Origin of the sequence: Bradyrhizobium sp. CCBAU 45389 (assembly GCF_028128625.1) — a bacterium.
Taxonomy (GTDB): domain Bacteria; phylum Pseudomonadota; class Alphaproteobacteria; order Rhizobiales; family Xanthobacteraceae; genus Bradyrhizobium; species Bradyrhizobium liaoningense_B.
On record NZ_LBIY01000093.1, the window covers coordinates 80566 to 106156 of the forward strand.

19 protein-coding genes and 2 tRNA genes are annotated in these 25591 nt (G+C 65.3%); 11 read left to right on the top strand and 10 right to left on the bottom strand.

Annotation, left to right across the window (positions count from 1 at the left end; translation table 11 throughout):
• The first annotated feature begins 401 nt into the window (after nt 1–401).
• The 10 genes from XH79_RS24230 (at nt 402) to XH79_RS24275 (ending at nt 13447) form a co-directional block, all read left to right on the top strand.
• Nucleotides 402–911 (top strand): DUF411 domain-containing protein, encoded by a 510-nt coding sequence (locus XH79_RS24230; RefSeq protein WP_245003341.1) that lies wholly within the window; start codon nt 402–404, stop codon nt 909–911.
• Between the two features lie 94 nt (nt 912–1005).
• Nucleotides 1006–1362, top strand: a complete 357-nt coding sequence (locus tag XH79_RS24235; protein WP_212335974.1) for a hypothetical protein — start codon at nt 1006–1008, stop codon at nt 1360–1362.
• Nucleotides 1363–1478: 116 nt separating this feature from the next.
• Nucleotides 1479–1877, top strand: a complete 399-nt coding sequence (locus tag XH79_RS24240) for a FixH family protein (protein ID WP_271583203.1) — start codon at nt 1479–1481, stop codon at nt 1875–1877.
• Nucleotides 1874–3280 (top strand): efflux RND transporter periplasmic adaptor subunit, encoded by a 1407-nt coding sequence (locus XH79_RS24245; protein ID WP_271583204.1) that lies wholly within the window; start codon nt 1874–1876, stop codon nt 3278–3280. Before XH79_RS24240 ends, XH79_RS24245 begins: the two co-directional genes overlap by 4 nt.
• A complete protein-coding gene (locus XH79_RS24250; RefSeq protein ID WP_271583205.1) occupies nt 3277–6435 on the top strand; it encodes an efflux RND transporter permease subunit in 3159 nt (1052 codons plus the stop codon). The genes XH79_RS24245 and XH79_RS24250 overlap by 4 nt, the downstream gene beginning before the upstream one ends.
• Nucleotides 6436–6577: 142 nt before the next feature.
• Nucleotides 6578–6943: a hypothetical protein gene (locus tag XH79_RS24255; protein WP_271583206.1), complete on the top strand. Its 366-nt coding sequence runs from the start codon at nt 6578–6580 to the stop codon at nt 6941–6943.
• Between the two features lie 55 nt (nt 6944–6998).
• A complete protein-coding gene (gene ihpA, locus XH79_RS24260; protein ID WP_271583207.1) occupies nt 6999–8273 on the top strand; it encodes a divalent metal ion exporter subunit IhpA in 1275 nt (424 codons plus the stop codon).
• Nucleotides 8270–9247 (top strand): divalent metal ion exporter adaptor subunit IhpB, encoded by a 978-nt coding sequence (gene ihpB, locus XH79_RS24265; RefSeq protein ID WP_271583208.1) that lies wholly within the window; start codon nt 8270–8272, stop codon nt 9245–9247. Before ihpA ends, ihpB begins: the two co-directional genes overlap by 4 nt.
• Nucleotides 9240–12452 carry a divalent metal ion exporter subunit IhpC gene (ihpC, locus tag XH79_RS24270; protein WP_271583209.1) on the top strand — a complete coding sequence of 1071 codons (3213 nt, stop codon included), beginning with the start codon at nt 9240–9242 and terminating at the stop codon, nt 12450–12452. Before ihpB ends, ihpC begins: the two co-directional genes overlap by 8 nt.
• 2 nt (nt 12453–12454) lie before the next feature.
• Entirely contained in the window at nt 12455–13447 is a 993-nt protein-coding gene (locus XH79_RS24275) for a cation diffusion facilitator family transporter (RefSeq protein ID WP_212335966.1), read from the top strand.
• Between the two features lie 111 nt (nt 13448–13558).
• Here the strand turns inward: XH79_RS24275 and XH79_RS24280 are convergent, their stop codons facing one another.
• The 10 genes from XH79_RS24280 to XH79_RS24325 form a co-directional block, all read right to left on the bottom strand.
• The gene (locus tag XH79_RS24280; RefSeq protein ID WP_271583342.1) at nt 13559–14419 is read right to left on the bottom strand and encodes a class I SAM-dependent methyltransferase; all 861 of its coding nucleotides are present in this window, start codon (nt 14417–14419) and stop codon (nt 13559–13561) included.
• 247 nt (nt 14420–14666) lie between these two features.
• Nucleotides 14667–15275: an acetyltransferase gene (locus XH79_RS24285; protein WP_271583210.1), complete on the bottom strand. Its 609-nt coding sequence runs from the start codon at nt 15273–15275 to the stop codon at nt 14667–14669.
• Nucleotides 15268–16281 (bottom strand): Pnap_2097 family protein, encoded by a 1014-nt coding sequence (locus XH79_RS24290; protein WP_271583211.1) that lies wholly within the window; start codon nt 16279–16281, stop codon nt 15268–15270. The genes XH79_RS24285 and XH79_RS24290 overlap by 8 nt, the downstream gene beginning before the upstream one ends.
• A gap of 77 nt (nt 16282–16358) precedes the next feature.
• Nucleotides 16359–16435, bottom strand: a tRNA-Val gene (locus XH79_RS24295).
• Nucleotides 16436–16498: 63 nt separating this feature from the next.
• Nucleotides 16499–16903 (bottom strand): GFA family protein, encoded by a 405-nt coding sequence (locus XH79_RS24300; protein ID WP_212335960.1) that lies wholly within the window; start codon nt 16901–16903, stop codon nt 16499–16501.
• 67 nt (nt 16904–16970) lie between these two features.
• A complete protein-coding gene (gene lon, locus XH79_RS24305; protein WP_212335959.1) occupies nt 16971–19394 on the bottom strand; it encodes an endopeptidase La in 2424 nt (807 codons plus the stop codon).
• Nucleotides 19395–19720: 326 nt separating this feature from the next.
• Nucleotides 19721–20992 (bottom strand): ATP-dependent Clp protease ATP-binding subunit ClpX, encoded by a 1272-nt coding sequence (clpX, locus tag XH79_RS24310; protein WP_211402163.1) that lies wholly within the window; start codon nt 20990–20992, stop codon nt 19721–19723.
• Between the two features lie 451 nt (nt 20993–21443).
• Entirely contained in the window at nt 21444–22079 is a 636-nt protein-coding gene (locus tag XH79_RS24315; protein WP_212335958.1) for an ATP-dependent Clp protease proteolytic subunit, read from the bottom strand.
• A gap of 367 nt (nt 22080–22446) precedes the next feature.
• Nucleotides 22447–23808, bottom strand: coding sequence for a trigger factor (tig, locus tag XH79_RS24320; protein WP_271583212.1), 1362 nt, complete (start codon nt 23806–23808; stop codon nt 22447–22449).
• A gap of 171 nt (nt 23809–23979) precedes the next feature.
• Nucleotides 23980–24064, bottom strand: a tRNA-Leu gene (locus XH79_RS24325).
• A 154-nt stretch (nt 24065–24218) separates the two neighbouring features.
• On the opposite strand from XH79_RS24325, the gene XH79_RS24330 reads away from it, so the two are divergent.
• Nucleotides 24219–25523, top strand: coding sequence for a multicopper oxidase family protein (locus tag XH79_RS24330; RefSeq protein ID WP_271583213.1), 1305 nt, complete (start codon nt 24219–24221; stop codon nt 25521–25523).
• Nucleotides 25524–25591 lie beyond the last annotated feature (68 nt).

Sequence of the window (25591 nt, forward strand, 5' to 3'; positions counted from 1 at the left end):
AAGCGCAACAGAGGCGCTTCCGCAAAAATGATGGAGCCGGAACTATGTTGACGAAGAGCCTACTCGCACTCACGCTTCTCGTGGCCGTGTCGGCCAGCGCCCATGCGGGCTCTACCATTTCCGACAGGAGCTACTGGCCGAGCGAGGCCAGGCAAGCCACACAATCCAGCGCAGGTATCTCGCAACGCGACCTGAGCTCCGCGTTCGCCTATGATGCCGGATCTCGCGCGCAGCCTGCGACCACCGTCCGTCGGCGCATCCGGCGGGCGCTATCAGGGGGGACCCAAGTCCCGCTAGTTCTTTGAGCGGCCTATATTCGCTTTGTCCGGCGTGGGATCGCGCAATAGCATGGTGCTCCGCGATCCCTCGCGTTCGAATTCACCGCAACGGAGACACGTCTGATGATTCCAAGCGACCATGCAGGAAGCGCCAAAAAGGACGCACACCGTTTTGCGCGACGATCCCTTCTGGGGTTGATCGCTGCCGCAACACTCGGAGTGGTGACGCGCCCTGCTTTAGCTGCTGAACCGGTGATCAAGGTTCACAAGGATCCGAACTGCGGCTGTTGCTCTGGTTGGGTACAACACTTGCGCGACGCAGGGTTCACCGTCGAAGCGGAGGATGCTTCTGACCTCCCGAGCGTGCGGAGGCGCCTGGGCGTCCCACTCGATCTAGCGGCGTGCCATACGGCAGAGGTGGGCGGCTACATCATTGAGGGACACGTCCCGGCGTCGGCGGTGCAGCGGTTGCTGGCCGAACGCCCGAAGGCTACGGGGCTCGCTGTGCCCGGCATGCCCATAGGGTCGCCGGGAATGGAAGGTGGGGACCCCCAGCCTTATACCATCGTGCTGTTTGGACCGGCCGGTCGGACGCCGTTCATGCGTTTTGTTGGCAAGGAAGCCATTGGTTGACCCGTTTGAGACAAGTTAACCACAGGGCGCCTGGCTCGCGCATTTGTGAACCGGAGGACTTTCCAGCGTCTCCCCCGCGTGAGAGTGTGGCACCATGATTGCTCGTCGCATCCTCAGGCTCCTGCTCGCGGTCCTCGTGACCGCGGGGCTGACGGTTGCGCCGCTGGTGACGCCGGCGGCGGGGCCAGCGATGGCGAGCGACATGCAGATGACCGATGCGCAAGGCATGTCGGCCGACATGCCCTGCTGCCCCGACGAGCCGAACAGCAAGCAGTGCCAGGACTGCCCTCTCCTCGCGATCTGCATGTTGAAGGTGTTGCAGGCGGGGCCCGCCGTCATGACGGCAACCCGCTATGCGCGCGCCCTCGCTCTGCTTCGGCCGCTCGATGATGCCATCGTCGACGGCCTCGCCCGCCCGCCTCCGGACCACCCACCTCGATCGATCGTCTGACAGGCGCCCCGAGCGCCTGGTGAACATGCGCGCCGGAACCGGCGCGCATCGCTGCCTGCCGTCTCGCAACACGTCGTTGCGTGCGGCTCCATCAGACCCATCGAGGAATTGAAATCATGACAACGTCCAACCTCGCGCGCGCCGCTCTGGCCGCGCTCATCACCGCAGCGTTCGCGACTGCCGCGCGCGCCGAGATCAAGAACTACGAATTCCAGCTGGTGCAGCCGACCGTCAAGGCCGGCGCCGATCGCGTCGTGGCGGTGCGACTGGTCGACAAGACCACCGGCAAGGCGGTGCCCGATGCCGTGGTGTTCGCCAGCCGGCTCGACATGGCGCCTGACGGCATGCAGGAGATGGCCACCAAGGTGACGCCGGTGCTGGGCAGCGAGCCCGGCACCTACCGTTTCAAGGCGACCTTCGGCATGGCCGGACGCTGGCAGCTTTCGCTCGGCGCAAAGATTCAGGGCGAAACCGGCACGGTCGACAACAAGCTCGTCGTCACGGCCGAGCAATGACTACGAGCCGCCTCATCGGCACTGCCGCTGCGCTTGTCGCAGCGGCAGGCCTCGCGCTGTTCGCCGGCAGCCTAATGCCGCCGAACGACGATCCGATCCTGTCCGCCGCCAATGCGGCGGATGCGCCCGCCCCGCTCTATTACCAGGACCCGGACGGCAAGCCGCTCTATTCGCCGACGCCGAAGAAGACCGACGACGGCCGGGACTACGTCGCCGTGCCGGCGCCGTCCGATGCCTCCGAGCAGCCGGCGACGATGAGCGCGGCCGAGCACAAGCGCGATCGCAAGATCAAATATTACCGCAACCCGATGGGCCTGCCCGACACCTCGCCGGTGCCGAAGAAGGATTCGATGGGGATGGACTACATCCCCGTCTATGACGGCGACGACAGCGACGATGGCTCGGTAAAACTGTCGCCCGGCAAGATCCAGCGCAGCGGCGTCAAATCGGAGCCTGCCGAACTGCGCCGGCTGCGGATGCTGGTGCGCGCGCCCGGCACGATCCAGCTCGACGAACGGCGGATCTCGGTGATCGCCATGCGCGCCGAGAGCTTTGTGCAGAAGGTTGCCGACGTCACCACCGGAAGCCGCGTGAGCAAGGGGCAGCCGTTGATGGAGATCTACAGCCCCGCGGTGTCGTCCGCGGCGGCCGAATACCTCGCGACCATCACCTCGAAGACCACCGCGGGCATCGAGCCTTACGGCCGGGGCTCGCGGCAGCGGCTGGTCAATCTCGACGTCCCCGAACCCGTCATCACCGAGATGGAGAAGAGCCATTCGGTCCCGATCACCATCCCATGGTCGTCGCCGCGTGACGGCATCGTGCTCCAGCGGAGCGCCATCGACGGCATGCGCGCCCAACCCGGCGACATCCTGTTCCGCATCGCCGACATCTCGCTGGTGTGGGCCACCATCGACGTCGCCGAGCGCGACCTCGGCGGCATCGCCGTCGGCCAGCCCGTGACGGTGCGCGCACGCAGCTATCCCGGCCGGGATTTCAAGGGCCGGATCAGCGTCATCTACCCGCAGCTGAACAAGGAGACGCGCACGGCCCGTTTGCGGATCGAGCTCGCCAACGCCGACCTCGCGCTGCTTCCCGACATGTATGTCGATGCCGAGATCGATACCGGCACTCCGACGCCGGTGCTCAGCGTCGCCGAAAGCGCGGTGCTCGACACCGGCAGCCGCCAGGCCGTCCTGGTCGACAAGGGACAGGGCCGCTTCGAGCCGCGCGAAGTCAAGCTCGGACGGCGGGGCGATGGTTATGTCGAGATCCGCGACGGCCTTGCCGAGGGCGACGCCATCGTCACCTCCGCCAACTTCCTGATCGACGCCGAGAGCAACCTCAAGGCGGCCCTCAAGGGGCTCGCCGAAGGCGGCAACGCGATGGGAGGCAAGCCATGATCGCGCGCATCATCGCCTGGTCGGCACGCAACCTGCTGCTGGTGCTGTTCGGCACCGGCTTTGCCGCCGCTGCCGGCCTTTATGCCCTGCTGCATCTGCCGCTGGATGCCATCCCCGATCTCTCCGACACCCAGGTCATCGTCTACACCGAATACCAGGGGCAGGCGCCCCAGGTGATCGAGGACCAGGTCACCTATCCCCTCACCACCGCGATGCTGACGGTGCCGAAGTCGAAAGTGGTGCGCGGCTTCTCCTTCTTCGGCGTCTCTTTCGTCTACGTCATCTTCGAGGACGGCACCGACATCTACTGGGCCCGCTCGCGCGTGCTCGAATTCCTCAACGGTGCAGCCTCCCGGTTGCCGGCCGGGGTCACGCCGACGATCGGCCCCGACGCCACCGGTGTCGGCTGGGTCTACCAGTATGCCGTGATGTCCAAGGAACTGAACCTCGCGGAAACCCGGACGATCCAGGACTGGAATCTGAAGTTCGCGCTCGCCAGGGCGGAAGGCGTGGCGGAGGTTGCCGGCGTCGGCGGCTTCGTCCGGCAGTACAACGTCATCCTCGATCCGCAGCGCATGCGCGACCTCGGCATCACCATGCAGAAGATGCGCGAGGCCATCCGCGCCAGCAACGCCGACGTCGGCGGCCGCACCGTCGAGCTGTCCGAATTCGAATATGTCATTCGCGGCAAGGGCTATCTGAAAAGCGTCGACGATCTCGGCAACATCGTGCTGAAGACCGACAACGGAACGCCGGTCAAGCTGCGCGACGTCTCCCGCGTCGAGCTTGGGCCGGATGAGCGGCGCGGCATTGCCGAGCTCAACGGCGAAGGCGAGGTGGCGAGCGGCATCGTGCTGCAGCGCTTCGGCATGAACGCGCTCGACGTGATCGAGAACGTCAAGAAGCGGTTCAGGGAGATCGCGACCAGCCTGCCGAAATCGGTCGAGATCGTCCCGGTCTACGACCGCTCCAACCTCATCAAGGCCGCGATCGACACGCTCCGGCACACGCTGCTCGAGGAGAGCGTCGTGGTGGCACTGGTCTGCATCGTGTTCCTGCTGCATGTCCGCAGCGCGCTGGTCGCCATCCTGATGCTCCCCGTCGGTGTCCTCATGGCTTTCGGGGCCATGAAGCTGCTGGGCATCGGCTCCAACATCATGAGCCTCGGCGGCATCGCGATCGCGATCGGCGCCATGATCGACGCCGCCATCGTCATGATCGAAAACGCGCACAAGCATCTCGAGCGCGCCGAGCCCGGCCAATCCAGGGTCGCGATCCTGATCGAGGCCGCCGCCGAGGTCGGCCCGGCGCTGTTCTTCAGCCTCCTGATCATCACCGTATCGTTCATGCCGATCTTCACGCTGGAATCGCAGGAGGGCCGGCTGTTCAGCCCGCTCGCCTTCACCAAGACGTTTGCGATGGCGGCGGCGGCCTTGCTGTCGGTGACGCTGGTGCCGGCGCTGATGGTGATCTTCGTCCGCGGCAAAATCATCCCGGAGCACATGAACCCGATCAACCGCTTCCTGATCTGGATCTACCGGCCGGTGATATCAGGCGTGCTGCGCGCCAGAATCCCGGTGATCCTGCTCGCGCTCGGCGTGCTCGCCGCCTCGGTCTGGCCGGCCGGCCGGCTCGGCTCCGAGTTCATGCCGAACCTCAACGAGGGCACCCTGCTCTACATGCCGACGACCCTTCCAGGCATCTCCGTGACCAAGGCCGCCGAGCTGATGCAGACCCAGAACCGGATCATCCGCTCGTTTCCGGAAGTCGCTTCGGTCTACGGCAAGGCCGGCCGCGCGGCGACCGCGACCGATCCGGCGCCGTCGGAGATGTTCGAGACCATCGTCGACCTCAAGCCGAAGGAGCAATGGCGCCCCGGCGTGACCATCGACAGCCTGATCGCCGAGATGGACAAGGCGCTGCAGTTTCCCGGCGTCTCCAACGCCTGGACCATGCCGATCAAGGCGCGCATCGACATGCTCTCGACCGGCATCCGCACACCCGTGGGCATCAAGGTCATCGGCACCGATCTGGTCGGAATCGACAAGCTCGCCCGGCAGATCGAGCAGGTGCTCAAGGCGGTGCCGGGCACGTCCTCGGCCTATGCCGAGCGCAGCCTCGGCGGCTACTATCTCGAGATCGCGCCGGACCGCGAGGCGCTGTCGCGCTACGGCATCATGGTGCAGGACGTGCAGGACACGATCGCCACCGCGCTCGGCGGCCAGGCGGTGACGACGACGGTCGAGGGCCGCCAGCGCTTCACCGTCAACATGCGCTACCCCCGCGACCTGCGCGACAATCCGAAGGCGATCGCCAGCGACATCCTGGTGCCGATGCCATCAGGCGGTGCCGTCCCGCTCGGCGAGGTCGCAAGCGTCGCGCCGGCGCGCGGGCCGACCTCGATCCGGACCGAGAACGGGCAGCTCGCCACCTACATCTATGTCGACATCCGCGACCGCGACCTCGGCGGCTATGTCGCCGACGCGCGCGCGGCGGTGCAGGCGAGCGTCGCGTTCCCGCCAGGCTATTACGTGGTCTGGAGCGGGCAATACGAATATCTGGAACGTGCCACCGCGCGGCTCAAGATCGTCGTGCCGGTGACGCTGCTGATCATCTTCCTGCTGCTCTATCTCAACTTCCGCTCGATCACCGAGACCGTGATCGTGATGCTGTCCCTGCCCTTCGCGCTCGTCGGCGGGCTGTGGCTGATGTGGTGGCTCGGATTCAACCTCTCGGTCGCGGTCGCCGTCGGCTTCATCGCGCTCGCGGGCGTCGCCGCCGAAACCGGCGTGGTGATGCTGATCTATCTCAACCACGCTCTTGCCGAAACCGAAGCGCGCTGCGCGCGCGCCGGCCGCGTCCTGACCCGCGCCGATCTCAATGAGGCCATCATGGAAGGCGCGGTCGAGCGCGTCCGCCCGAAGATGATGACGGTGGTTGCGATCATGGCCGGCCTGCTGCCGATCATGTGGAGCAGCGGAACGGGATCGGAGATCATGCAGCGCATCGCCGTGCCCATGATCGGCGGCATGATCTCGTCGACGCTGCTGACGCTGATCGTGATCCCCGCCATCTTCGCTCTGGTGAAGGGTTTTGGGCTGCATGCGGGCGACGGGGTTGTCGCATCTGAGCAAGTCCGGGAGGCCGCCGAATGAGCTCGCACATGTTGCGAGCCGGTCGCAGTCGCACGGAGACGTGCGGCTGCGACGTTGAGTTCCCCACACGTAACACTATTGCAGGTCGACACTGTTCCCGCTGCCATGCTAGGCCAGCCGGACCGACAGCAAGAGTGAATTCGTGGCCCCGAACCGCAAGCCCTTCAGACTGAGCTCGACGCACAACTGGCGCGGGCTCGTGGCTGTGGTGGTCGCGGTCCTGTATCTGCTCTCGGGCGCACTCCATGGCGCCCATGACATCGATGTGACCAGCCCCTCCGGCGGCTCGGAGATCGCCTCGATCCTCGACGACGGCGCGGCCGGCCATGGCGACCACAAGGCGCTGGCCGGCCATCACTGCCACGGCTGCTTTTCGGTCGCCGTCATACAGCCGGTGCAGTCGGACGCCGCGACCGACGTGATCGCCCCGCCGGTCCAGCAGCGGCAGCCGGCGCTTGCCGGCATCGCGCCCGATACCGATTCCCCGCCTCCAAAACACCTGACCTGAACGGATCAGCCGGGCGCTGCGCGCGCCCATCGGTTCTCCTTCACGGGTCTTTTTCATGCTTCGCAGACGAACGGCCGCGCGCATCGCGTGCGCGCTGGCTATTCTCATCAGCCCGCCCCTGGCGCTGACCTCGCACGCCCAGACGCTGACCATGCGCGCAGCACTCTCGCGCGCGCTGGCCGCGAGCCCGCGCCTGACGGCGGCGGAGCGCGATGTCGGCATCGCCACGGGTCAGCGCATCCAGGCGGGCGCGCTGCTCAATCCGGAGCTGTCGTACGAGCAGGACAATTCGTTCGGCTCCGGCATCTATCGCGGCACCAGATCGGCCGAGACGACGCTCCAGATCAGCCAGGCCTTCGAGCTGTTCGGCAAGCGCGACGCCAGGATCGCCGCCGGACAGGCCGGCATCGAGGTCGCCGCGATCCAGCGCAAGGCGGTCAGGCTGGAGGTGTTGTCGGAGACCGCGATCGCCTTCCTCAGCGTGCTCGGCGCGCAGCGGCGGATCCAGATCCTCGACGAGCAGATCGACGCGATCGACCGCCTGACGCCGCTGCTCCGCCGCCGCGTCGAGGCCGGCGCCTCCTCGCCGGCCGAGACCGGCCGCGCCGAGGTCGCCTCGGCCCTCGTGAAGGCCGACCGCGAGCGCCTCAAGGCGACGCTGGCGAGCGCCAGGCGCGAGCTTGCGGTGCTGATGGGCGATCCCGGGGCGAAATTCGGCGAAGTCTCCGGCCGGCTCGACACCACGGGGCGTCCGCCGACGTTCCAGTCGGTGGTCGCGGCCATCGACGCCAATCCGCAACTTGTGCGCTGGACGGCGGTCTATGCCCAGCGCAACGCCGAGCTGCTGATCGCGCGGCTCAAGCCCTATCCGGACGTGCGGATCGCCGCCGGCTGGCGTCACTTCAACGAAAGCAATGACGACGCGGTACGCCTCACCGTCTCGGTCCCGATCCCCGTGTTCGACCAGAACCAGGGCAATATCCTCTCGGCGCAGGAGAGCCTCGCCAAGACCAAAGCCGAGCGCGAGGCCAACCGCAACACGCTGATCGTGATTGCCGGCCGTGCCTATGACTCGCTGCAGGGCTCGCTGCGCGAGCTCGCCGTGCTGCGCGAGACCGCCATCCCCAAGGCCGTCGAAGCGTCCGAGGCGATCTCGCAAGGCTACGGCCAGGGCCGCTTCACCCTGCTTGAAGTGCTCGATGCGCAGGCGAGCGTCACCCAGGCGCGACTGCGCGAGCAGGAAGCGCAGCAGAATTTCCATGCCGGCGTTGCGACCATCGAAGGCCTCGTCGGCAATCCCTTTGCGCTGGCCCGGGAGAGCGCGCGATGAAGACATCATCCACCATCGTCGTGGCCGTCATTTCCGCCGCCCTCGGCGCCTACGGTTATTCCCTGCTCGTGCCGGCCAAGGTCGCCTCGACGGAACATGCCGAGCATTCCGAACCGAAGAAACCGAACGACCATGTCGAGCAGGACGAGCACGGCGCCGACCGCATCCGCATCTCGGACGTCAAGCTGGCCGCCGCCGGCGTGACCCTGGCGGAAGCCGCGAGCGCGACGCTGACCGACACGCTCTCCTTCAACGGTATCCTGCGCGCCAACCAGGAGGCGGTCGTCCAGGTCACGCCCCGCTTTCCCGGCATTGCAAAATCGATCCAGAAGCGCATCGGCGACAAGGTCGCCAAGGATGACCTGCTCGCCGCGATCGAGAGCAACCAGAGCCTCACGGTCTACGAGCTGAAGGCGCCGCTCGCCGGCACCATCATCGAGCGGCAGATCTCGCTCGGCGAATACGCCTCCGAGCAGAAGCCGGCTTTCGTCGTCGCCGACCTCTCGACCATCTGGGTCGATCTGTCGATCTACCGGCAGGATTTGAAGCGCGTCCGTCTCAACGACGAGGTGCTGATCGATCCCGACGACGGCCGTGGCGAGATCAAGGGCACGATCTCCTACATGGCGCCGATCGGCTCGAGCGAGACGCAGACCGCGCTCGCGCGCGTGGTGCTGCCCAACCCCGAGGGCCGGCTTCGGCCCGGCCTGTTCGTCACGGCGCGGCTGATCCTCGCCGCCCGCAATGTCGCGGTCGCCGTGCGGCGAAGTGCGATCCAGACGCTGGAGAACAGGACCATCGTGTTCGTCCGCGAGGATGGCGACAAGATCGAGGCGCGCCCCGTGGAGCTTGGCGATTCCGACCCGAAATTCGTCGAGATCCGCGCCGGCCTTTCGACCGGCGAGCACTACGTCGCCGAGAACAGTTTTGTGGTCAAGGCGGAGATGGGCAAGGGAGACGCCGACCATGATTGACGCCCTCATCGCCTTTTCCGTCCGCCAGCGCTGGCTGGTGGTCCTGCTTGCGCTCGCGGCCGGCGCCTTTGGCGTCTGGAATTTCACGCGCCTGCCGATCGACGCGGTGCCTGACGTCACCAACGTCCAGGTCCAGATCAACACGCGCGCGCCGGGCCTGTCGCCGCTCGAAGCCGAGCAGCGCATCACCTTCCCGCTCGAGACCGCGATGGGCGGCCTGCCCAGGCTCGACTACACCCGCTCGCTCTCGCGTTACGGCCTGAGCCAGGTCACGGTCGTATTCCAGGACGGCACCGACATCTATTTCGCGCGGCAGCTCGTCAACGAGCGCATCCAGCAGGCGAAGGAGCAACTGCCTGCAGGCACCGAGGTCGCGATGGGGCCGATCTCGACCGGGCTCGGCGAGATCTACGTCTACTCGGTCGAAGCCAAGGCCGGCGCGAAATCATCAACCGGCAACGAGTTCACGCCGACGGAGCTGCGAACCATCCAGGACTGGATCATCAAGCCGCAGCTGCGCACCATTCCCGGCGTGGTCGAGGTCAACTCGATCGGCGGCTATGAGCGACAATTCCACGTACTGCCGATCCCGGGCCGGCTGATGGCCTACAAGCTCGGATTCCGCGACATCATGACGGCGCTGGCCGCCAACAATGCCAATGTCGGCGCCGGCTATATCGAGCGCAACGGCGAGCAATATCTCGTACGCGCGCCCGGCCAGGTCGCCAATATCGAGGACATCAGGGACATCGTGATCGGCTCGCGCGGCGGCGTGCCGGTGCGCATCCGCGACGTTGCCGACGTCCAGGAAGGCCAGGACCTGCGCAGTGGCGCTGCGACCACGAACGGCGGTGAGACCGTCCTCGGCACCGCCATGCTGCTGATCGGCGAAAACAGCCGAACCGTGGCTCAGCGCGTGAAGGCCAGGCTCGCGGAGATCGCGAAATCGCTCCCCGACGGCGTCATCGCGCGCGCCGTCTACGACCGCACGCATCTGGTGGAAGCCACCATCCAGACGGTCGAGAAGAACCTCATTGAGGGTGCGGCGCTGGTGATCGCGGTGCTGTTCCTGATCCTTGGCAATTTCCGCGCCGCGCTGATCACGGCCTGCGTCATCCCGCTCTCCATGCTGTTCACGATCACGGGCATGGTCGAGAGCAAGGTCAGCGCCAATCTGATGAGTCTCGGCGCCATCGATTTCGGCATCATCGTCGATGGCGCGGTCATCATCGTCGAGAACTGCCTGCGGCTGCTCGCCGCCGAACAGCACCGGCGCGGCCGGCTGCTGACGCTGGATGAACGCCTGCAGACCATCCGCGCCGGTGCCAGCGAGGTGATCAAGCCGAGCCTGTTCGGCACGCTGATCATCGCCGTCGTCTATCTTCCGGTCCTCACCCTGACCGGGACCGAAGGCAAGATGTTCACGCCGATGGCGCTGACGGTGCTGATGGCGCTCGCCGGCGCGGCGCTGCTGTCGGTCACCTTCGTCCCGGCCGCGGTTGCCATCTTCGTCACCGGCAAGGTCTCGGAGACGGAGAACGTGTTCATGCGGGCGGCCAAGCGGTTCTATGTGCCGCTGCTCGACCGCGCCATCCGCTATCGCGGCAGCGTCGCGTTCGGCGCCGTGCTGATCGTCGCCGGCAGCATCTTCGCCGCAACGCGCATGGGTGGCGAGTTCATTCCCAGCCTCGACGAAGGCGACATCACCATCGAGACCATCCGGATTCCCGGCACAAGCCTGACCCAGAGCGTCGACATGCAGCTGCGGCTGGAGAAGGCGGTGAAGCAGGTGCCGGAGGTCGCGACCATCTTCTCCAAGATCGGCACCGCCGAGATTGCCAACGACCCGATGCCGCCGAACGTCGCCGACACCTATGTCACGCTGAAGCCGCGCGAGGAATGGCCCGATCCCGCCAAGCCCAAGAGCGAGGTGATCGAGGAGATCGAACGCGCCGCCAACACCCTGCCCGGCACCGCCTATGGCATGACCCAGCCGATCCAGATGCGCTTCAACGAGCTCATCGCAGGCATCCGCAGCGACGTCGGCGTCAAGATCTTCGGCGACGATCTCGACGTGCTCGCCGGCATCGCCCAGCAGGTCAACGGCGTGGTGCGCGGCATCGAGGGCGCCGCCGACGTCAAGACCGAACAGATCGCGGGCCTGCCGATCCTCACCGTCAAGCTCGACCGCCAGGCGCTGTCGCGCTACGGCCTCAGCCTCAGCGAGGTGCAGAATCTCGTCGAGATCGCGATCGGCGGCAAGCCGGTCGGCAAGCTGTTCGAGGGCGACCGGCGCTTCGACATCGTGGTGCGGCTGCCGGAAAGCCTGCGGGCCAATCCGGATACGATCAAGTCGCTGCCGATCCCGCTGCCGCCGGGCGAGGACGTCGCTTCCGTCACGAAGACCGCCTGGCCGGGGGCACCAGCGACGACACCGCGCTACGTGCCGCTCTCCTCGGTCGCGGCGATCGAGATCGCGCCGGGCCCCAACCAGATCAGCCGCGAGAACGGCAAGCGCCGCGTCGTGGTGATGGCCAACGTTCGCGGGCGCGACCTGCGCTCCTTCGTCGCCGAGACGCAGGCCGCCGTCGCCGAGAAGGTCAAGCTGCCACCGGGCTACTGGATCGGCTGGGGCGGGCAGTTCGAGCAGCTGGTCTCCGCCACCAAGCGGCTGACCATCGTGGTGCCGGTGGCGCTGCTGCTGGTGTTTTTGCTGCTGTTCATGGGCATGGGATCGGCGGCCGATGCGGCACTGGTGTTCTCCGGCGTGCCGCTGGCGCTGACCGGCGGTGTCGCCGCGCTCTTGCTGCGCGGGATTCCGTTGTCGATCAGCGCCGGCGTCGGCTTCATTGCGCTGTCGGGCGTCGCCGTGCTCAACGGCCTCGTCATCATCGCCTTCATCGAGCGGCTGCGCAGCGAGGGGCGGCCCATTGCGGAGGCGGTGCGCGAGGGCGCGCTGACGCGCCTGCGCCCGGTGCTGATGACGGCCCTCGTCGCCTCGCTCGGCTTCGTCCCGATGGCACTCGCCACCGGCGCCGGCGCCGAGGTGCAGCGGCCGCTCGCAACCGTCGTGATCGGCGGCATCATCTCCTCGACCGTGCTGACGCTGCTGGTGCTGCCGGCGCTCTACGTGCTGTTCCGGCGTGACGGGGCGCACGAAACGCCTAGAATGGCCCCTGATTTGGCGGCTTCCGGGGAGCGCTAGATTTGGGCAGCCACGACCATCACGGCCATCACCATCATGACCATGCCGGCCATGCGCATGATCATGGCCATGGTCACGACCACGGGCACGCTCATGGGGTTGGCCACGGGCACGTCCACGCGCCCGCCAATTTCGGCAGAGCCTTCGCGATCGGCATTACCCTCAACACCGCGCTGGTCGTGGCCGAGGTGGTCTATGGCTATATCGGCAACTCCACTGCGCTACTCGCGGATGCCGGCCACAATCTGTCCGACGTGCTGGGCCTGGTCGTGGCCTGGGGCGCATCGATCGCGGCAAAGCGCGCGCCGAGCGGCCGCTTCACCTACGGCTTGCGCGCCTCCACCATCCTGGCGGCGCTGGCGAACGCGGTGTTGCTGCTGGTTGCGACCGGCGCCATCGGCTGGGAAGCGATCTTGCGCCTGCGCCAGCCGGAACCGATCGCGGGCGTGACCGTGATGGTGGTTGCCGGCATCGGCATCCTCATCAACGGTTTCACCGCCATGCTGTTCGCGCGCGGACGCAAGGACGACATCAACATCGAAGGCGCGTATCTGCACATGGCGGCGGATGCCGCCGTCTCGCTCGGCGTCGTCGTCTCGGCCGCGCTGATCATCTGGACCGGCTGGCTCTGGCTCGATCCCGTCACCAGCCTCGTGATCTGCGCCACCATCCTCTGGAGCACGACCAGCCTCTTGCGCGGCTCGATCGACATGTCGATGGCGGCCGCGCCCAAGGGCACCGACCTCGCTGCGATCAGGGCATTCATGCTCGCGCGCCCCGGCGTGTCCGCGATCCACGATCTCCATGTCTGGCCGATCTCGACCACCGAGACGGCGCTGACCTGCCATCTCGTCATGCCCGACGGGGCCGGCGACGCCTTCCTGATGGAGACCGCGCAGCTGCTGAAGGCATCCTTCCGCATCGGCCACACCACGCTTCAGGTCGAGACGCATCCGGACAATGGCTGCGCGCTGGCGCCGGATGACGTGGTGTGAGGGAGCCACAGCCGTCATTGCGAGCGCAGCGAAGCAATCCAGACTGTCTCCGCGGAGGGATTCTGGACTGCTTCGCTGCGCTCGCAATGACGGCGTAGTGAGAGCGGCAGCCTACCCCGCCTTCGCCGTCACGATCCAGATCGCGCCCTGCAGCGCCACGCTTTGCTCTTTCAAAAACGGCGCGAGCGCCTCGCGGATCGAGGCTTTTGCGGCCTCATAGGTTTCCGGCGGATGGCCCTGCAGCGCACGGCTGGCCGGGCCGATCTGGAGCGAGCCGTCGACGGCGGCATCGAGGCCGCCGCCGATCGCGATATCCATCGCCAGATTGTGCGGCTCCATTGCGACATCCGCGAAGCCGGCGCCCTTCAGGATGCGCATCACGCGCTCCTCTGAAGCAAAGGCGAACGGGCCCGGCTCCTCAGGCCCGACCGGCGGCATCTTCGGCACGTGCTTGTAGACCGCCATCAGCGGCGCCATCATCCACGGATTTTCCTTCGGCTCGCGCCAACAGACGAAGGCGAGCCGCCCGGTGGGCTTCAGTGCACGGCGGAGATTGGCAAAGGACGCGATCGGATCAGCAAAGAACATGACGCCGAAGCGCGAGGCCAAGAGATCAAAGCTCGCCGGCTCGAACGGATGCACCGTCGCGTCCGCCAGCACGAAATCGAGCGGCAGGTCCTTTGGCGCCAGCGCCCGCGCCTGCGACAGCATCGGCTCGGAAACATCGAGGCCGAGCGCGAAGCCGTCCGGCGCGACAGCCTTCGCGAACGCGACCGTCGTTGCACCCGAGCCGCAACCGACGTCGATCACGCGCTCGCCCGGTCTGGGTCCGGCGCGGTCGATCAGCACATCGGCGATCGGCCCGAGCAGCTTCTCCTGCACGGCATGGCGGTCAGCCCAGCGCTGTCCGCTGGGGCCGTTCCAATAGGCGATCTGGTCGGCGTTTTGCTCGTGTCCGCTGGGTTGCTGCATCATATCCCCGGTCGTTCCCATGCACGCAACGCCTACCGCCATCGTGATCCAATCTCACGCGGCACCGGCACAGCGGCGATATCACGTCAGGCCCCCCAGCGCAGCTCTTTGTTGGGCGAGTTCGGAGCTGTTATGCGGCGGGCTTATTACCGTAACAAGATGCGACGACCGTGGGGCCAGTCGAACGAAACGGCTCGCCCGAGAGACGCTTATCTGCCAAACGGCCACCCGCCGCGATCGCGCGGCCTCAACCGATGCGCTTGACGAGCCGCGCCGGATTTCCGCCCATCACGACGTCAGGCTCGACGTCGGCCGTGATCAGGCTGCCCGCCATGACCTGAACATTGTCTCCGATGGTCCTGTTCGGAACGACGCCGCTCTTGATGCCAAAGAAGCAATTGGCGCCAACTCTGACGCCTCCGCCGAACGTCACGCCGGCCGTCACCTGGGACAGCGCACCGAGAACACAATCATGGTCGACGCTGGACAGGGTGTTGACGATCGTGTCACGCCCGATCAGGGCTCTCGAGCCGATGACAGCACCGGCCCCGATCACCGCGCCGCTGTAGATCTCGGCGTCCCGCGCGACGAAGGCCGTCGGCGCGATGCACGGCGGCATATTGACCTTGGCTTCCCGCAAGCGCGAGGCGCAGAGTTCGCGCGCCGCGTTGGCTCCTATTCCGACATAGGCATCCCCGGGCGGAAGCTCACGGAAATAGTCGTCCTCGGACATCACGCTTCCGGGCAGCGCCGCCTGGCCGTCGAGGCTGCGAACGACAAAGACGGGCGAGACATCGAGGAAGGAAGCGATCACGCGGGCATGACCGCCCCCACCGAAGATATAGGCCTTAGCCATGTGATTTCTTCGTCATCATATAGGCCATCATGACACCATCGCTCTTGCGCGACAGGGAAATCTCCGTGGCGAGCAAGGTTTCGGACTGCTCCCATTTGTGGATACGGAACACGATGCGGTCTTTGATGTCCGCGTTGGCAAAGTAGTAGATGTCGCGCGAAACCGTGCTCTGCTCGGAAAAATCCGGGGAATAGCGCAGCGCGCAGATGTCGCTGATGATGGGATAGGACGCGAAGTAAAGCAGCCCGACACCGTTGATGTCGTGAAACGGGATGATGTCGTATTCGGTCTCGAACAGCGGCGCTGCCGGCGTCCTTGCCCTCACCTCACGGTATTCCGATACGAAGGCCGGCAGCGGGACTTCCGGAATCGGACAATTCGGCGGAATCGTCGGCTGCCCCTTCAGGAGCGAGGTGTTGTTGGCTTCGCCACGCCGGGAAAAATTCGACATGAGACGCGCCTCTCCCCCGGCAAGGTCGTGGCGCAGCGCGATGTCCGAGATGAACGTGCCGGCTCCGAACCTGGAAATCGTCCCCGTGAGATCGAGGCCGCTGTCCTCGCCAATCACGCTGAGCGGCTTGCGCAGCGAATAGCCAATGCGCGTGAACGTCGCGTATAGGCGATTGCCTCCGCCGTCCTTCAATGCCGAGCTCGGGCTGCCGAGGCCCGAGGTGATCATGGTCCAGTGCATGTCGCCCAGCTCCTTCAGGAGCCACGACTCCGACAGCCCTCCCATGGCCATCTGCGGCATGTTCACGGACAGGCTGCGCCGCTCCATGGCCGTCGCCGTGGAGACGCTTGCAGGCCCCTGCACCGACGAAAGAGCCAGAATATCGTTCAAGGTCTCCACGCGCCCCCACGCGGCGTCACTGACGGGGCGTTCGAGCGCGGCCTCGATCCTGCCCCGCAGCACCACCAGCCCGAAACTGTCGATCGGCAGATCCGAGAGCGGAGCGGAAAAGTCGTGGTCGCCGGGTACTTCCTCCGCAATGATCTGGCGCAGCATCCGACGTCCCCTGGCGAGTCTTTCTCACGTGACCGGACGCGGATGGCCGGATCGGAAACCGCATCAGCGAGCGAATCTGGTGGGCGGTCACGGATTCGAACCGCGGACCCTCTCGGTGTAAACGAGATGCTCTAACCAGCTGAGCTAACCGCCCCTGGCCGCCTCTTTAGCCTCACAGGCCCCGGACGGGCAAGCGCGGAACTTCATTTCCTGGGCTTCAATCCCCGGGCCGCCCCGGCAGCAGCGGCACGGCGTCGATCCACACGGCCGCCGACTGGCACCAGATCTGCCTGCCAGGCCGCAGGGCGTCGCGCTGGCGGATGCTGCCCCAGCGGATGCCCCAATCGTCGGCCTGGTCGCCCTCCCCGCTGGTGAACAGCGGGGAACCGCAGTCGGCGCAGAAATGCTGGAAGCGCATGCGGCCGTTGTCGCCGCGCTTGCCGTAGACCTTGGGCGTGCCGGCGGTCAGCCTGACGTCGGCGCCTGTGCAAATCGCAGTCACCCGGAACGGCGAGCCGGTCAGCGTCTGGCAGTCGGTGCAGTGGCACACCGAGACCGCCTCGGGGTCAATCTCGGCCTCGAAGGTGATCTTGCCGCAATGGCATTGCCCGTCGACCTGCATGGCTCTCTTCCCGTCAGGAAACAAAAACGGCGCCCGAAGGCGCCGTTTTATCATCTTTCGCTTGAGGTCAGTGAGCGGTCAGGCCGCCGGCGGCTTCATCGCCATCCGGCTTCACCGTCACTTTGGTGTCTTCTTCCCAGACGATCGGCACCGGCTTCTTCACCAGCGCCTTGGCGACGACGTCGTCGAGGCGGGAGACCGGGATGATCTCCATGCCGCCCTTGATCGCATCGGAAATCTCCGTGAGATCCTTGGCGTTGTCCTCGGGGATCAGCACCGTCTTGATGCCGCCGCGGGCCGCAGCCAGCAGCTTCTCCTTGAGGCCGCCGATCGGCAGCACGCGGCCGCGCAGCGTGATCTCGCCGGTCATCGCGACATCGTGGCGGACCGGGATGCCGGTCATCACCGAGATGATCGCGGTGGCCATGGCCACGCCCGCCGACGGACCATCCTTCGGCGTCGCGCCTTCCGGCACGTGCACGTGGATGTCGCGACGGTCGAACATCGGCGGCTCGATGCCGTAGTTGATCGCCCGCGAGCGGACATAGGACGCCGCCGCCGAGATCGATTCCTTCATCACGTCGCGCAAATTGCCCGTGACCGTCATCTTGCCCTTGCCGGGCATCATGACGCCTTCGATCGTCAGCAGCTCACCGCCGACATCGGTCCAGGCAAGGCCGGTGACGATGCCGACCTGCGGCTCGCTCTCGATCTCGCCGAAGCGGTACTTCGGAACGCCGAGCAGCTCTTCCAGAGTCTTCTCGGTGACCTTGACCGACTTCTTCTTGGAGATCATCAGCTCCTTCACCGCCTTGCGGGCGAGTGTGGAGAGCTCACGCTCCAGGTTGCGCACGCCCGCTTCGCGGGTGTAGCGGCGGATCAAAAGCAGCAGCGCGTCGTCGTCGATCGAGAACTCCTTGGAGTCCAGGCCGTGCTTGGACACCGCGTTCGGGATCAGGTGCTTGCGCGAGATCTCGACCTTCTCGTTCTCGGTGTAGCCCGCGATCCGGATGATCTCCATGCGGTCCATCAGGGGACCTGGAATATTCAGCGTATTCGCGGTCGTGATGAACATCACGTTCGACAGATCGTAGTCGACCTCGAGATAGTGGTCGTTGAAGGTCCCGTTCTGCTCGGGGTCGAGGACCTCGAGCAGCGCCGAGGACGGATCGCCGCGGAAATCGGCGCCCATCTTGTCGATCTCGTCCAAGAGGAACAGCGGATTGGACGACTTCGCCTTCCGCATCGACTGGATGATCTTGCCGGGCATCGAGCCGATATAGGTGCGGCGGTGACCGCGGATCTCGGCCTCGTCGCGCACGCCGCCGAGGGAGACGCGCACGAACTCGCGCCCCGTGGCCTTCGCGATCGACTTGCCGAGCGAGGTCTTGCCGACGCCGGGAGGCCCGACGAGGCACAGGATCGGTCCCGTCAGCTTGTTGGCGCGCGACTGCACCGCGAGATACTCGACGATGCGGTCCTTGACCTTCTCCAGCCCGTAGTGATCGGCATCCAGAACCGCCTGCGCGGCCTCCAGGTCCTTCTTCACCTTGGACTTCTTGTTCCACGGAATCGACAGCAGCCAATCCAGATAGTTGCGCACGACGGTCGCTTCCGCGGACATCGGCGACATCTGGCGCAGCTTCTTCAATTCATGCTGCGCCTTCTCGCGCGCTTCCTTGGAGAGCTTGGTCTTGGCGATCTTCTCTTCGAGATCGGCGAGCTCGTCGCGACCGTCGTCGTCGCCGAGTTCCTTCTGGATCGCCTTCATCTGCTCGTTGAGATAGTACTCGCGCTGGGTCTTCTCCATCTGGCGCTTGACGCGCGAGCGGATGCGCTTCTCGACCTGCAGCACCGAGATCTCGCTCTCCATCAGGCCCAGCACCTTCTCCAGGCGCGTGGTGACGGACAGCGTCTCCAGGATGCCCTGGCGGTCGGCGATCTTGACCGCGAGATGCGAGGCAACCGTGTCGGCGAGCTTGGCGAAATCGGTGATCGCCTGCACGACGCCGACGACCTCGGCCGAGATCTTCTTGTTGAGCTTCACATAGCTCTCGAAGTCGGACACGACCGAGCGCGCCAAGGCTTCCGCCTCGACCGATTTCGCATCGGTGTCGGCGAGCGCCACGGCGGTGGCTTCGTAGTAGTCGGCGCGATCGGTGTATTTCTGCACGCGCGCACGCTCGAGCCCTTCGACCAGCACCTTCACGGTGCCGTCGGGAAGCTTCAAGAGCTGGAGCACGCTGGCGAGCGTACCGGTCTCGTAAATGGCGTCGGGCGCCGGATCGTCGTCGGACGCGTTCTTCTGCGTCGCGAGCATGATCAGCGCGTCGTTCTTCATCACCTCTTCAAGCGCGCGGATCGACTTCTCGCGGCCGACGAAGAGCGGAACGATCATGTGCGGGAAGACGACGATGTCGCGCAGCGGCAGCACGGGGTAAGCGTGCGCTTCGCCGTGGACGATGGTTGGCCGGGGTTTTGGATTAGTCATGGCCTTTTCCTTTTGCTTTGCCCCCTTGCACGCAGCCCGCCATGCTCATGCGCAACCGCCACAAGGTGCCGAGGTGATCCACAAAACCGGTCTACCATTTCCAGGTTGGACCGGGCTTGCCGGATCGGAACTGAGGCGAATCTTGAAGAGAATTCTCGCTCGCCGCCGACATTAGGTGGCTATCGACCCGGGGGGTGTCAAGTCATTGAAATACGCGCGCCATCAGGCGCTTACGCACGCAGATATGCGACGCAACATTGGCTGCGGAGATACACTTCCGCAGCCCAACTCGATGAGACGATTGGAGCGTTCCCAGCGCCGGGAAATCAGGCGCTGGCATTCTCGACGGCGCGATCGGTCCGATCGGCGTAGATGTAGAGCGGACGCGCCGTACCTTCCACGACTTCGCGGGAAATCACGACTTCTTCCACACCTTCCAGGCCCGGCAGGTCGAACATGGTCTCGAGCAGGATCGCCTCGAGGATCGAACGCAGCCCGCGCGCACCGGTCTTGCGCTCGATCGCCTTGCGGGCAACCGCGCCAAGCGCCTCGTCGGCGAAGGTCAGCTCGATGTTCTCCATCTCGAACAGCCGCTGGTACTGTTTCACCAGCGCGTTCTTCGGCTCGGTGAGAATCTTCTTCAGCGAGGTCTCGTCGAGGTCCTCGAGCGTCGCCACGACCGGCAGACGACCGACGAATTCGGGGATGAGGCCGTACTTCAGGAGGTCCTCAGGCTCGACGTGACGGAAGATCTCGCCGGTCCGGCGATCTTCCGGCGCGAGCACCTGGGCGCCGAAGCCGATCGAGGTCGACCGGCCGCGCGCCGAGATGATCTTCTCGAGGCCGGCGAAGGCACCGCCGCAGATGAACAGGATGTTGGTGGTGTCCACCTGCAGGAATTCCTGCTGCGGATGCTTGCGGCCGCCCTGCGGCGGGACCGAGGCCACCGTGCCTTCCATGATCTTGAGCAGCGCCTGCTGCACGCCCTCACCCGACACGTCGCGCGTGATCGAGGGATTGTCGGACTTACGGCTGATCTTGTCGATTTCGTCGATGTAGACGATGCCGCGCTGGGCGCGCTCGACATTGTAGTCGGCGGCCTGGAGCAGCTTCAGGATGATGTTCTCGACGTCCTCGCCGACATAGCCGGCTTCGGTCAGCGTGGTCGCATCCGCCATCGTGAACGGCACGTCCAGAATGCGGGCGAGCGTCTGCGCGAGCAGCGTCTTGCCCGAGCCGGTCGGACCGATCAGCAGGATGTTCGACTTCGCGAGCTCGACGTCGTTGTGCTTGGTCTGGTGGTTGAGGCGCTTGTAGTGGTTGTGCACCGCGACCGACAGGACCTTCTTCGCATGACTCTGGCCGATCACGTAATCGTCCAGCACCTTGCAGATTTCCTTCGGCGTCGGAATCCCGTCGCGCGACTTCACCAGCGAGGACTTGTTCTCCTCACGGATGATGTCCATGCAGAGCTCGACGCACTCGTCGCAGATGAAGACCGTGGGACCCGCGATCAGTTTGCGGACTTCGTGCTGGCTCTTGCCGCAGAACGAGCAATACAGCGTGTTCTTGGAGTCGCTCGTGCCGACCTTACTCATTCATGTCTCCGTCCGCGGTTCGATCCCGTTCCGCTCGATCGCTCCATTCCGACACGATGGCCGGGATGAAGTTCAAATAGAGCAAATTCCGTACCAAAAAAGACCTACGCGTTACTACATCCCGTGCGAATCACGGTCACTCGATTCTCCCGCGATCATAGCCGATCAATCGTAGCCAACCATGCTGTCACCCGACTATCAAGAATTCGCTAATCGGGGGTCGCGCGCTACCCGTGACAATACCGTGATTTCCGGTCTTGGCACGGGCGAAGTGACCGAAATCACCCCGGCGTTGCTGGATTACCACGAAATAACAAGCACGAAAGCGGAACTTTCTGCCTGTCGCAGGGCGCAAAACGACGTTTTGCAATGCGCTCACGCGCACCTAGCGTGAACGCCACCCTGATGGGACCCCGGCGATCCCAGGGATCGCCGTTACGGTCCGGTAGTGCTACTGGGCCTTCGCCGGCGCCGGCTCCTCGGCGCGCTTGTCGATGACCTTGTCGACCAGGCCGAACTCCTTGGCGTCGTTGGCGGTCAGGAACTTATCGCGTTCCAACGCGTCCTCGATCGTCTTGTAGGTCTGGCCGGTGTGCTTCACGTAGATCTCGTTGAGCCGCTTCTTCAGGTTCAGGATTTCCTGGGCGTGCAGCATGATGTCGGTGGCCTGACCCTGGAAGCCGCCGGAGGGCTGGTGGACCATGATGCGCGCGTTCGGCAGCGAGAAGCGCATGTCCTTCTCGCCGGCGGCGAGCAGCAGCGAGCCCATCGAGGCGGCCTGGCCGGTGCAGAGCGTCGAGACCGGCGGGCGGATGAACTGCATGGTGTCGTAGATCGCAAGGCCCGACGTCACCACGCCGCCCGGCGAGTTGATATACATCGAGATTTCCTTCTTCGGATTTTCCGCCTCGAGGAACAAGAGCTGTGCGACGATCAGCGTCGACATGCCGTCCTCGACCGGACCGGTCACGAAGATGATGCGCTCCTTCAGGAGGCGCGAGAAAATGTCGTAGGCGCGCTCGCCACGGTTGGTCTGCTCGACCACCATGGGCACGAGGTTCATGTAGGTTTCAACCGGATCGCGCATGAGTCACCTAGGGTTTTGAGAGGCGAACATCGCCAGTCTTGGCTGCCAGTTGGGCTGGATGTGCCGGAAGGCCGATGGACGTCCCGTGATGCAGGACTTGTAGGATGTAGCGACAGATATAGCCCAATTCGCGCCTGACAAGTGCGGAGCGCATTAAGGCTTAATCCGCCGGGCAGTTGAAGCTGATTCGCACAAAGAGGCCCAGCAGGCCATCTGGCTAGCTGGGCCCCTTCGCTGATCATCCTTAATAGAAGACTGTCCCAGAGCCCCGCTCCGATGGAATCGGAAAGGGGCGCCAGCTTCTATTTTTGACGCGTCTTCTTCGCGCGAACCGGTATCCACTTCGCTCGAATACGCTCTAGAGCCTTCAGGCGGCGGTCTTTTCCGCCTCGTCGTCCTTGTAGAGATCCTCGCGCGAGACCTTCTTCTCGGTCACGTTGGCGAGCTCGAGGATGAAGTCGACGACCTTGTCCTCGTAGATCGGTGCACGAAGCTGGGCCAGCGCCTGGGCGTTGCTGCGGTAATAGTCCCAGACCTCCTTCTCGCGGCCGGGCATCTGCCGGGCGCGCTCGATCACGGCGCGGCCGACCTCGTCGTCGGTCACGGTGATCTTGTTCTTCTCGCCGATCTCGGAGAGCACGAGGCCGAGCCGCACGCGGCGGTCGGCGATCTTGCGGTACTCTTCCTTCGCCTTGTCCTCAGTGGTGTCCTCGTCGGCAAAGGTCTTGCCGGCGGAGTCCATCTCGGCCTTGACCGAGTTCCACATCAGATTGAACTCCTCGTCGACCAGCGAGGGCGGCGCCTCGAAGCGATGCGCTTCGTCGAGACGGTCGAGCAGCGCGCGCTTGACGCGCTGGCGCGTCGCGGTGGCGAATTCGGCGACCAGACGCTCGCGCGCGGCTTCCTTCAGCTTGTCCAGCGATTCCAGGCCGAGCGTCTTGGCGAACTCGTCGTCGATCGCGACGTCCTGCGGCGCCTCGATCGTCGTCGCGGTGGTCTCGAACTCGGCCGGCTGGCCGGCGAGCTTCTCGCTCATGTAGTTCTTGGGGAACGTCACCTTCAGCGTGCGCGTCTCGTTCGCACCGATGCCGATGAGCTGCTCCTCGAAGCCCGGGATGAAGGTGTTGGAGCCGATCACGACCTGGATGCCTTCGCCGGCACCGCCCTCGAAGGCCTCGCCGTTGATGCTGCCCTTGAAGTTGATGGTGACGCGGTCGCCGGAGGCGGCCTTCTCGCCCTCGCCCTTCGCGGCATAACCGCGGTTGCTGTCCGCAATGCGCTTGATCGCCTCGTCGACGTCGGAGTCGGTCACTTCGGCAACGGGCTTCTCGACCTGGAAGGTCTTGAAATCGGCGAGCGCAATCGACGGCACCACCTCGATCGCGACCGTGTAGGTCAGATCGGTCTTGCCGTTCAGCAGCTCCTCGACCTCGGCCTGCTCGGTCGGCATCGTGATCTTCGGCTCGGTCGCGAGACGGAAGCCGCGCTCGGAAAACAGCTGCGTGTTGGTATCGCGGATGGTCTGGTCGATCGTCTCGGCCATCACCGAGCGGCCATAGACCTTCTTCAGGTGCGTCACCGGCACCTTGCCGGGACGGAAGCCGTTGATGCGGACCTTGTCCTTGAGATCGACGAGCTTGGCGCCGGCCTTGGCGTCGAGATCAGACGCCGGAACGCTGATCTTGAACTCGTGCTTCAAACCTTCCGAGAGGGTCTCTGTGACCTGCATGGCGTCCAATCTTCTTTTCGTTCGGCCCCGGCGCGCATGCGTCGGGACGCTGTCATTAATCGATCCGGCGCGAGGCAAACGCCTCACCGCCGGTGGTTCATCGGACCGGCTTCAGGCGGACAACATCCGCCGGCAGCAGGCCCCGTAATCCGTGCAAACGCGATAAGCGCTTGGTGCGGGCGGAGGGACTCGAACCCCCACAACTTTCGTCACCGGAACCTAAATCCGGCGCGTCTACCAGTTCCGCCACGCCCGCGTGAATTTGCATCCAAACCGGCCGCGATGCCGCGGGCGGCCGGGCTTATAACATGTGCCTGACTGTTCGCAGCAAAAAAATGGTCCGATGGCGGCAGGCTTCAAGTAGGCATGACGACTGGACTTATCCAGCGCGGCGTGGTCCGGATCGCGCCATGAAACCGCGGATCTTTGACCTGAACAGACGCCAGGTTTTGGCAGGCCTCGGAGCCTCGGCGGCCGGGTTGATCGCCGGCGGCGCCGGCCCCTCCGTGACCGCCCAGCTCGCGCTTCAGGCAAGGCCCTCAACGCTGGCTCTGAGGCCAGATCAGCCGGCTACACCGATCTGGGAGCTGGCCGCCGTAAGCCACCTCAGGGACGTCCGTCTCAAGCGCTTTGACCGCTGCGAGGTGGTGTTCCGGAACGACCTGCCTGTGCCGCTTGCACCAGTTTGGTACGGCCTCAATGCCCCGGCCGCGGGCGATCCGCTCCGCGGACGCGCGCCGACGGCTCCGAGCACGACAGAAACGTCAATTATTTCAATAGCTAACGCGGGAACCCTGTTGGCCGACTTCCGTCTCTTCGAGGACGGCCTGAAGCAACCCGCGCGGCCGCTTCCGATCGTCGCGGTCGAGACCAGCCCGGTTGCCGTCGATCGCGACGAGATCCTGCTGATCGAGGAATGGCGCCTGCGGCCGGACGGAAGCGCGCTTCTCCCGGGCCAGGACCCGAAGGACACGACACCGCTCTACACGGTCAACGGACAGACCTCATTCGAACTCTCAGCCGCGGCCAATGAACGGCTGCGGCTGCGCTTTATCAATGGCTCCCAACGCACTGTTCTTGCGATCAAATTGGAAAGCCACGAGGTTCGCGTGATGGCCATGGACGGGCAGCCCGCCGAGCCATTCCCGGCCCGCAACGGCGCCCTGGTGCTGGCGCCCGGCGGACGAGCCGACGCGTTTGTGGATACGGCCACATCGGCCGCATTCCTGCTGCATGACGGCAAGGAGGCGCGCCGGGTGGGCAGCCTCAAAGTATCGGGCCAATCGGAGCGGCGCGTGCCGCTGTTGCCGTCACAGCCGCTGCCGTCGAATGATCTCCCCGAGAAGCTCGATCTGAAAGGCGCCCTGCGGTTCGATGTCGCGCTCGGCGCGGCCGATGCCGGCTGGGCACGGCCCGCAAGCTTCTCCACGGCGTCCGCCCCCGCCTTCCGCGCCAAGACCGGCCGCACCGTCGTTCTGGCCCTGAAGAACCCCGCCCCCGCCACCACCGTCTTCCACCTGCACGGCCACCCGTTCCGCCTGCTCGACAAGCTCGACGACGGCTGGAAGCCCTACTGGCTCGACACGCTCGCGATCGAGCCCGGCCAGACCCAGCGCATCGCGTTCGCGGCGACCTCACCCGGACGATGGCTGATCGAGTCGGTTGTGACGGACTGGGCCGCGCCACGCCTGGTGCGCTGGTATGGGGTGGAGTGAGGCCTTGTAGGATGGGTAGAGCGCAGCGAAACCCATCGCCATCGCGCCGAGGTTTGAGATGATGGGTT

Coding starts and splice junctions, on each gene's coding strand:
- XH79_RS24230 (WP_245003341.1), top strand. CDS start 402: ATGATTCCAAGCGACCATGCAGGAAGCGCCAAAAAGGACGCACACCGT.
- XH79_RS24235 (WP_212335974.1), top strand. CDS start 1,006: ATGATTGCTCGTCGCATCCTCAGGCTCCTGCTCGCGGTCCTCGTGACC.
- XH79_RS24240 (WP_271583203.1), top strand. CDS start 1,479: ATGACAACGTCCAACCTCGCGCGCGCCGCTCTGGCCGCGCTCATCACC.
- XH79_RS24245 (WP_271583204.1), top strand. CDS start 1,874: ATGACTACGAGCCGCCTCATCGGCACTGCCGCTGCGCTTGTCGCAGCG.
- XH79_RS24250 (WP_271583205.1), top strand. CDS start 3,277: ATGATCGCGCGCATCATCGCCTGGTCGGCACGCAACCTGCTGCTGGTG.
- ihpA (WP_271583207.1), top strand. CDS start 6,999: ATGCTTCGCAGACGAACGGCCGCGCGCATCGCGTGCGCGCTGGCTATT.
- ihpB (WP_271583208.1), top strand. CDS start 8,270: ATGAAGACATCATCCACCATCGTCGTGGCCGTCATTTCCGCCGCCCTC.
- ihpC (WP_271583209.1), top strand. CDS start 9,240: ATGATTGACGCCCTCATCGCCTTTTCCGTCCGCCAGCGCTGGCTGGTG.
- XH79_RS24280 (WP_271583342.1), bottom strand. CDS start 14,419: ATGCAGCAACCCAGCGGACACGAGCAAAACGCCGACCAGATCGCCTAT.
- XH79_RS24285 (WP_271583210.1), bottom strand. CDS start 15,275: ATGGCTAAGGCCTATATCTTCGGTGGGGGCGGTCATGCCCGCGTGATC.
- XH79_RS24290 (WP_271583211.1), bottom strand. CDS start 16,281: ATGCTGCGCCAGATCATTGCGGAGGAAGTACCCGGCGACCACGACTTT.
- XH79_RS24300 (WP_212335960.1), bottom strand. CDS start 16,903: ATGCAGGTCGACGGGCAATGCCATTGCGGCAAGATCACCTTCGAGGCC.
- lon (WP_212335959.1), bottom strand. CDS start 19,394: ATGACTAATCCAAAACCCCGGCCAACCATCGTCCACGGCGAAGCGCAC.
- clpX (WP_211402163.1), bottom strand. CDS start 20,992: ATGAGTAAGGTCGGCACGAGCGACTCCAAGAACACGCTGTATTGCTCG.
- XH79_RS24315 (WP_212335958.1), bottom strand. CDS start 22,079: ATGCGCGATCCGGTTGAAACCTACATGAACCTCGTGCCCATGGTGGTC.
- tig (WP_271583212.1), bottom strand. CDS start 23,808: ATGCAGGTCACAGAGACCCTCTCGGAAGGTTTGAAGCACGAGTTCAAG.
- XH79_RS24330 (WP_271583213.1), top strand. CDS start 24,219: ATGAAACCGCGGATCTTTGACCTGAACAGACGCCAGGTTTTGGCAGGC.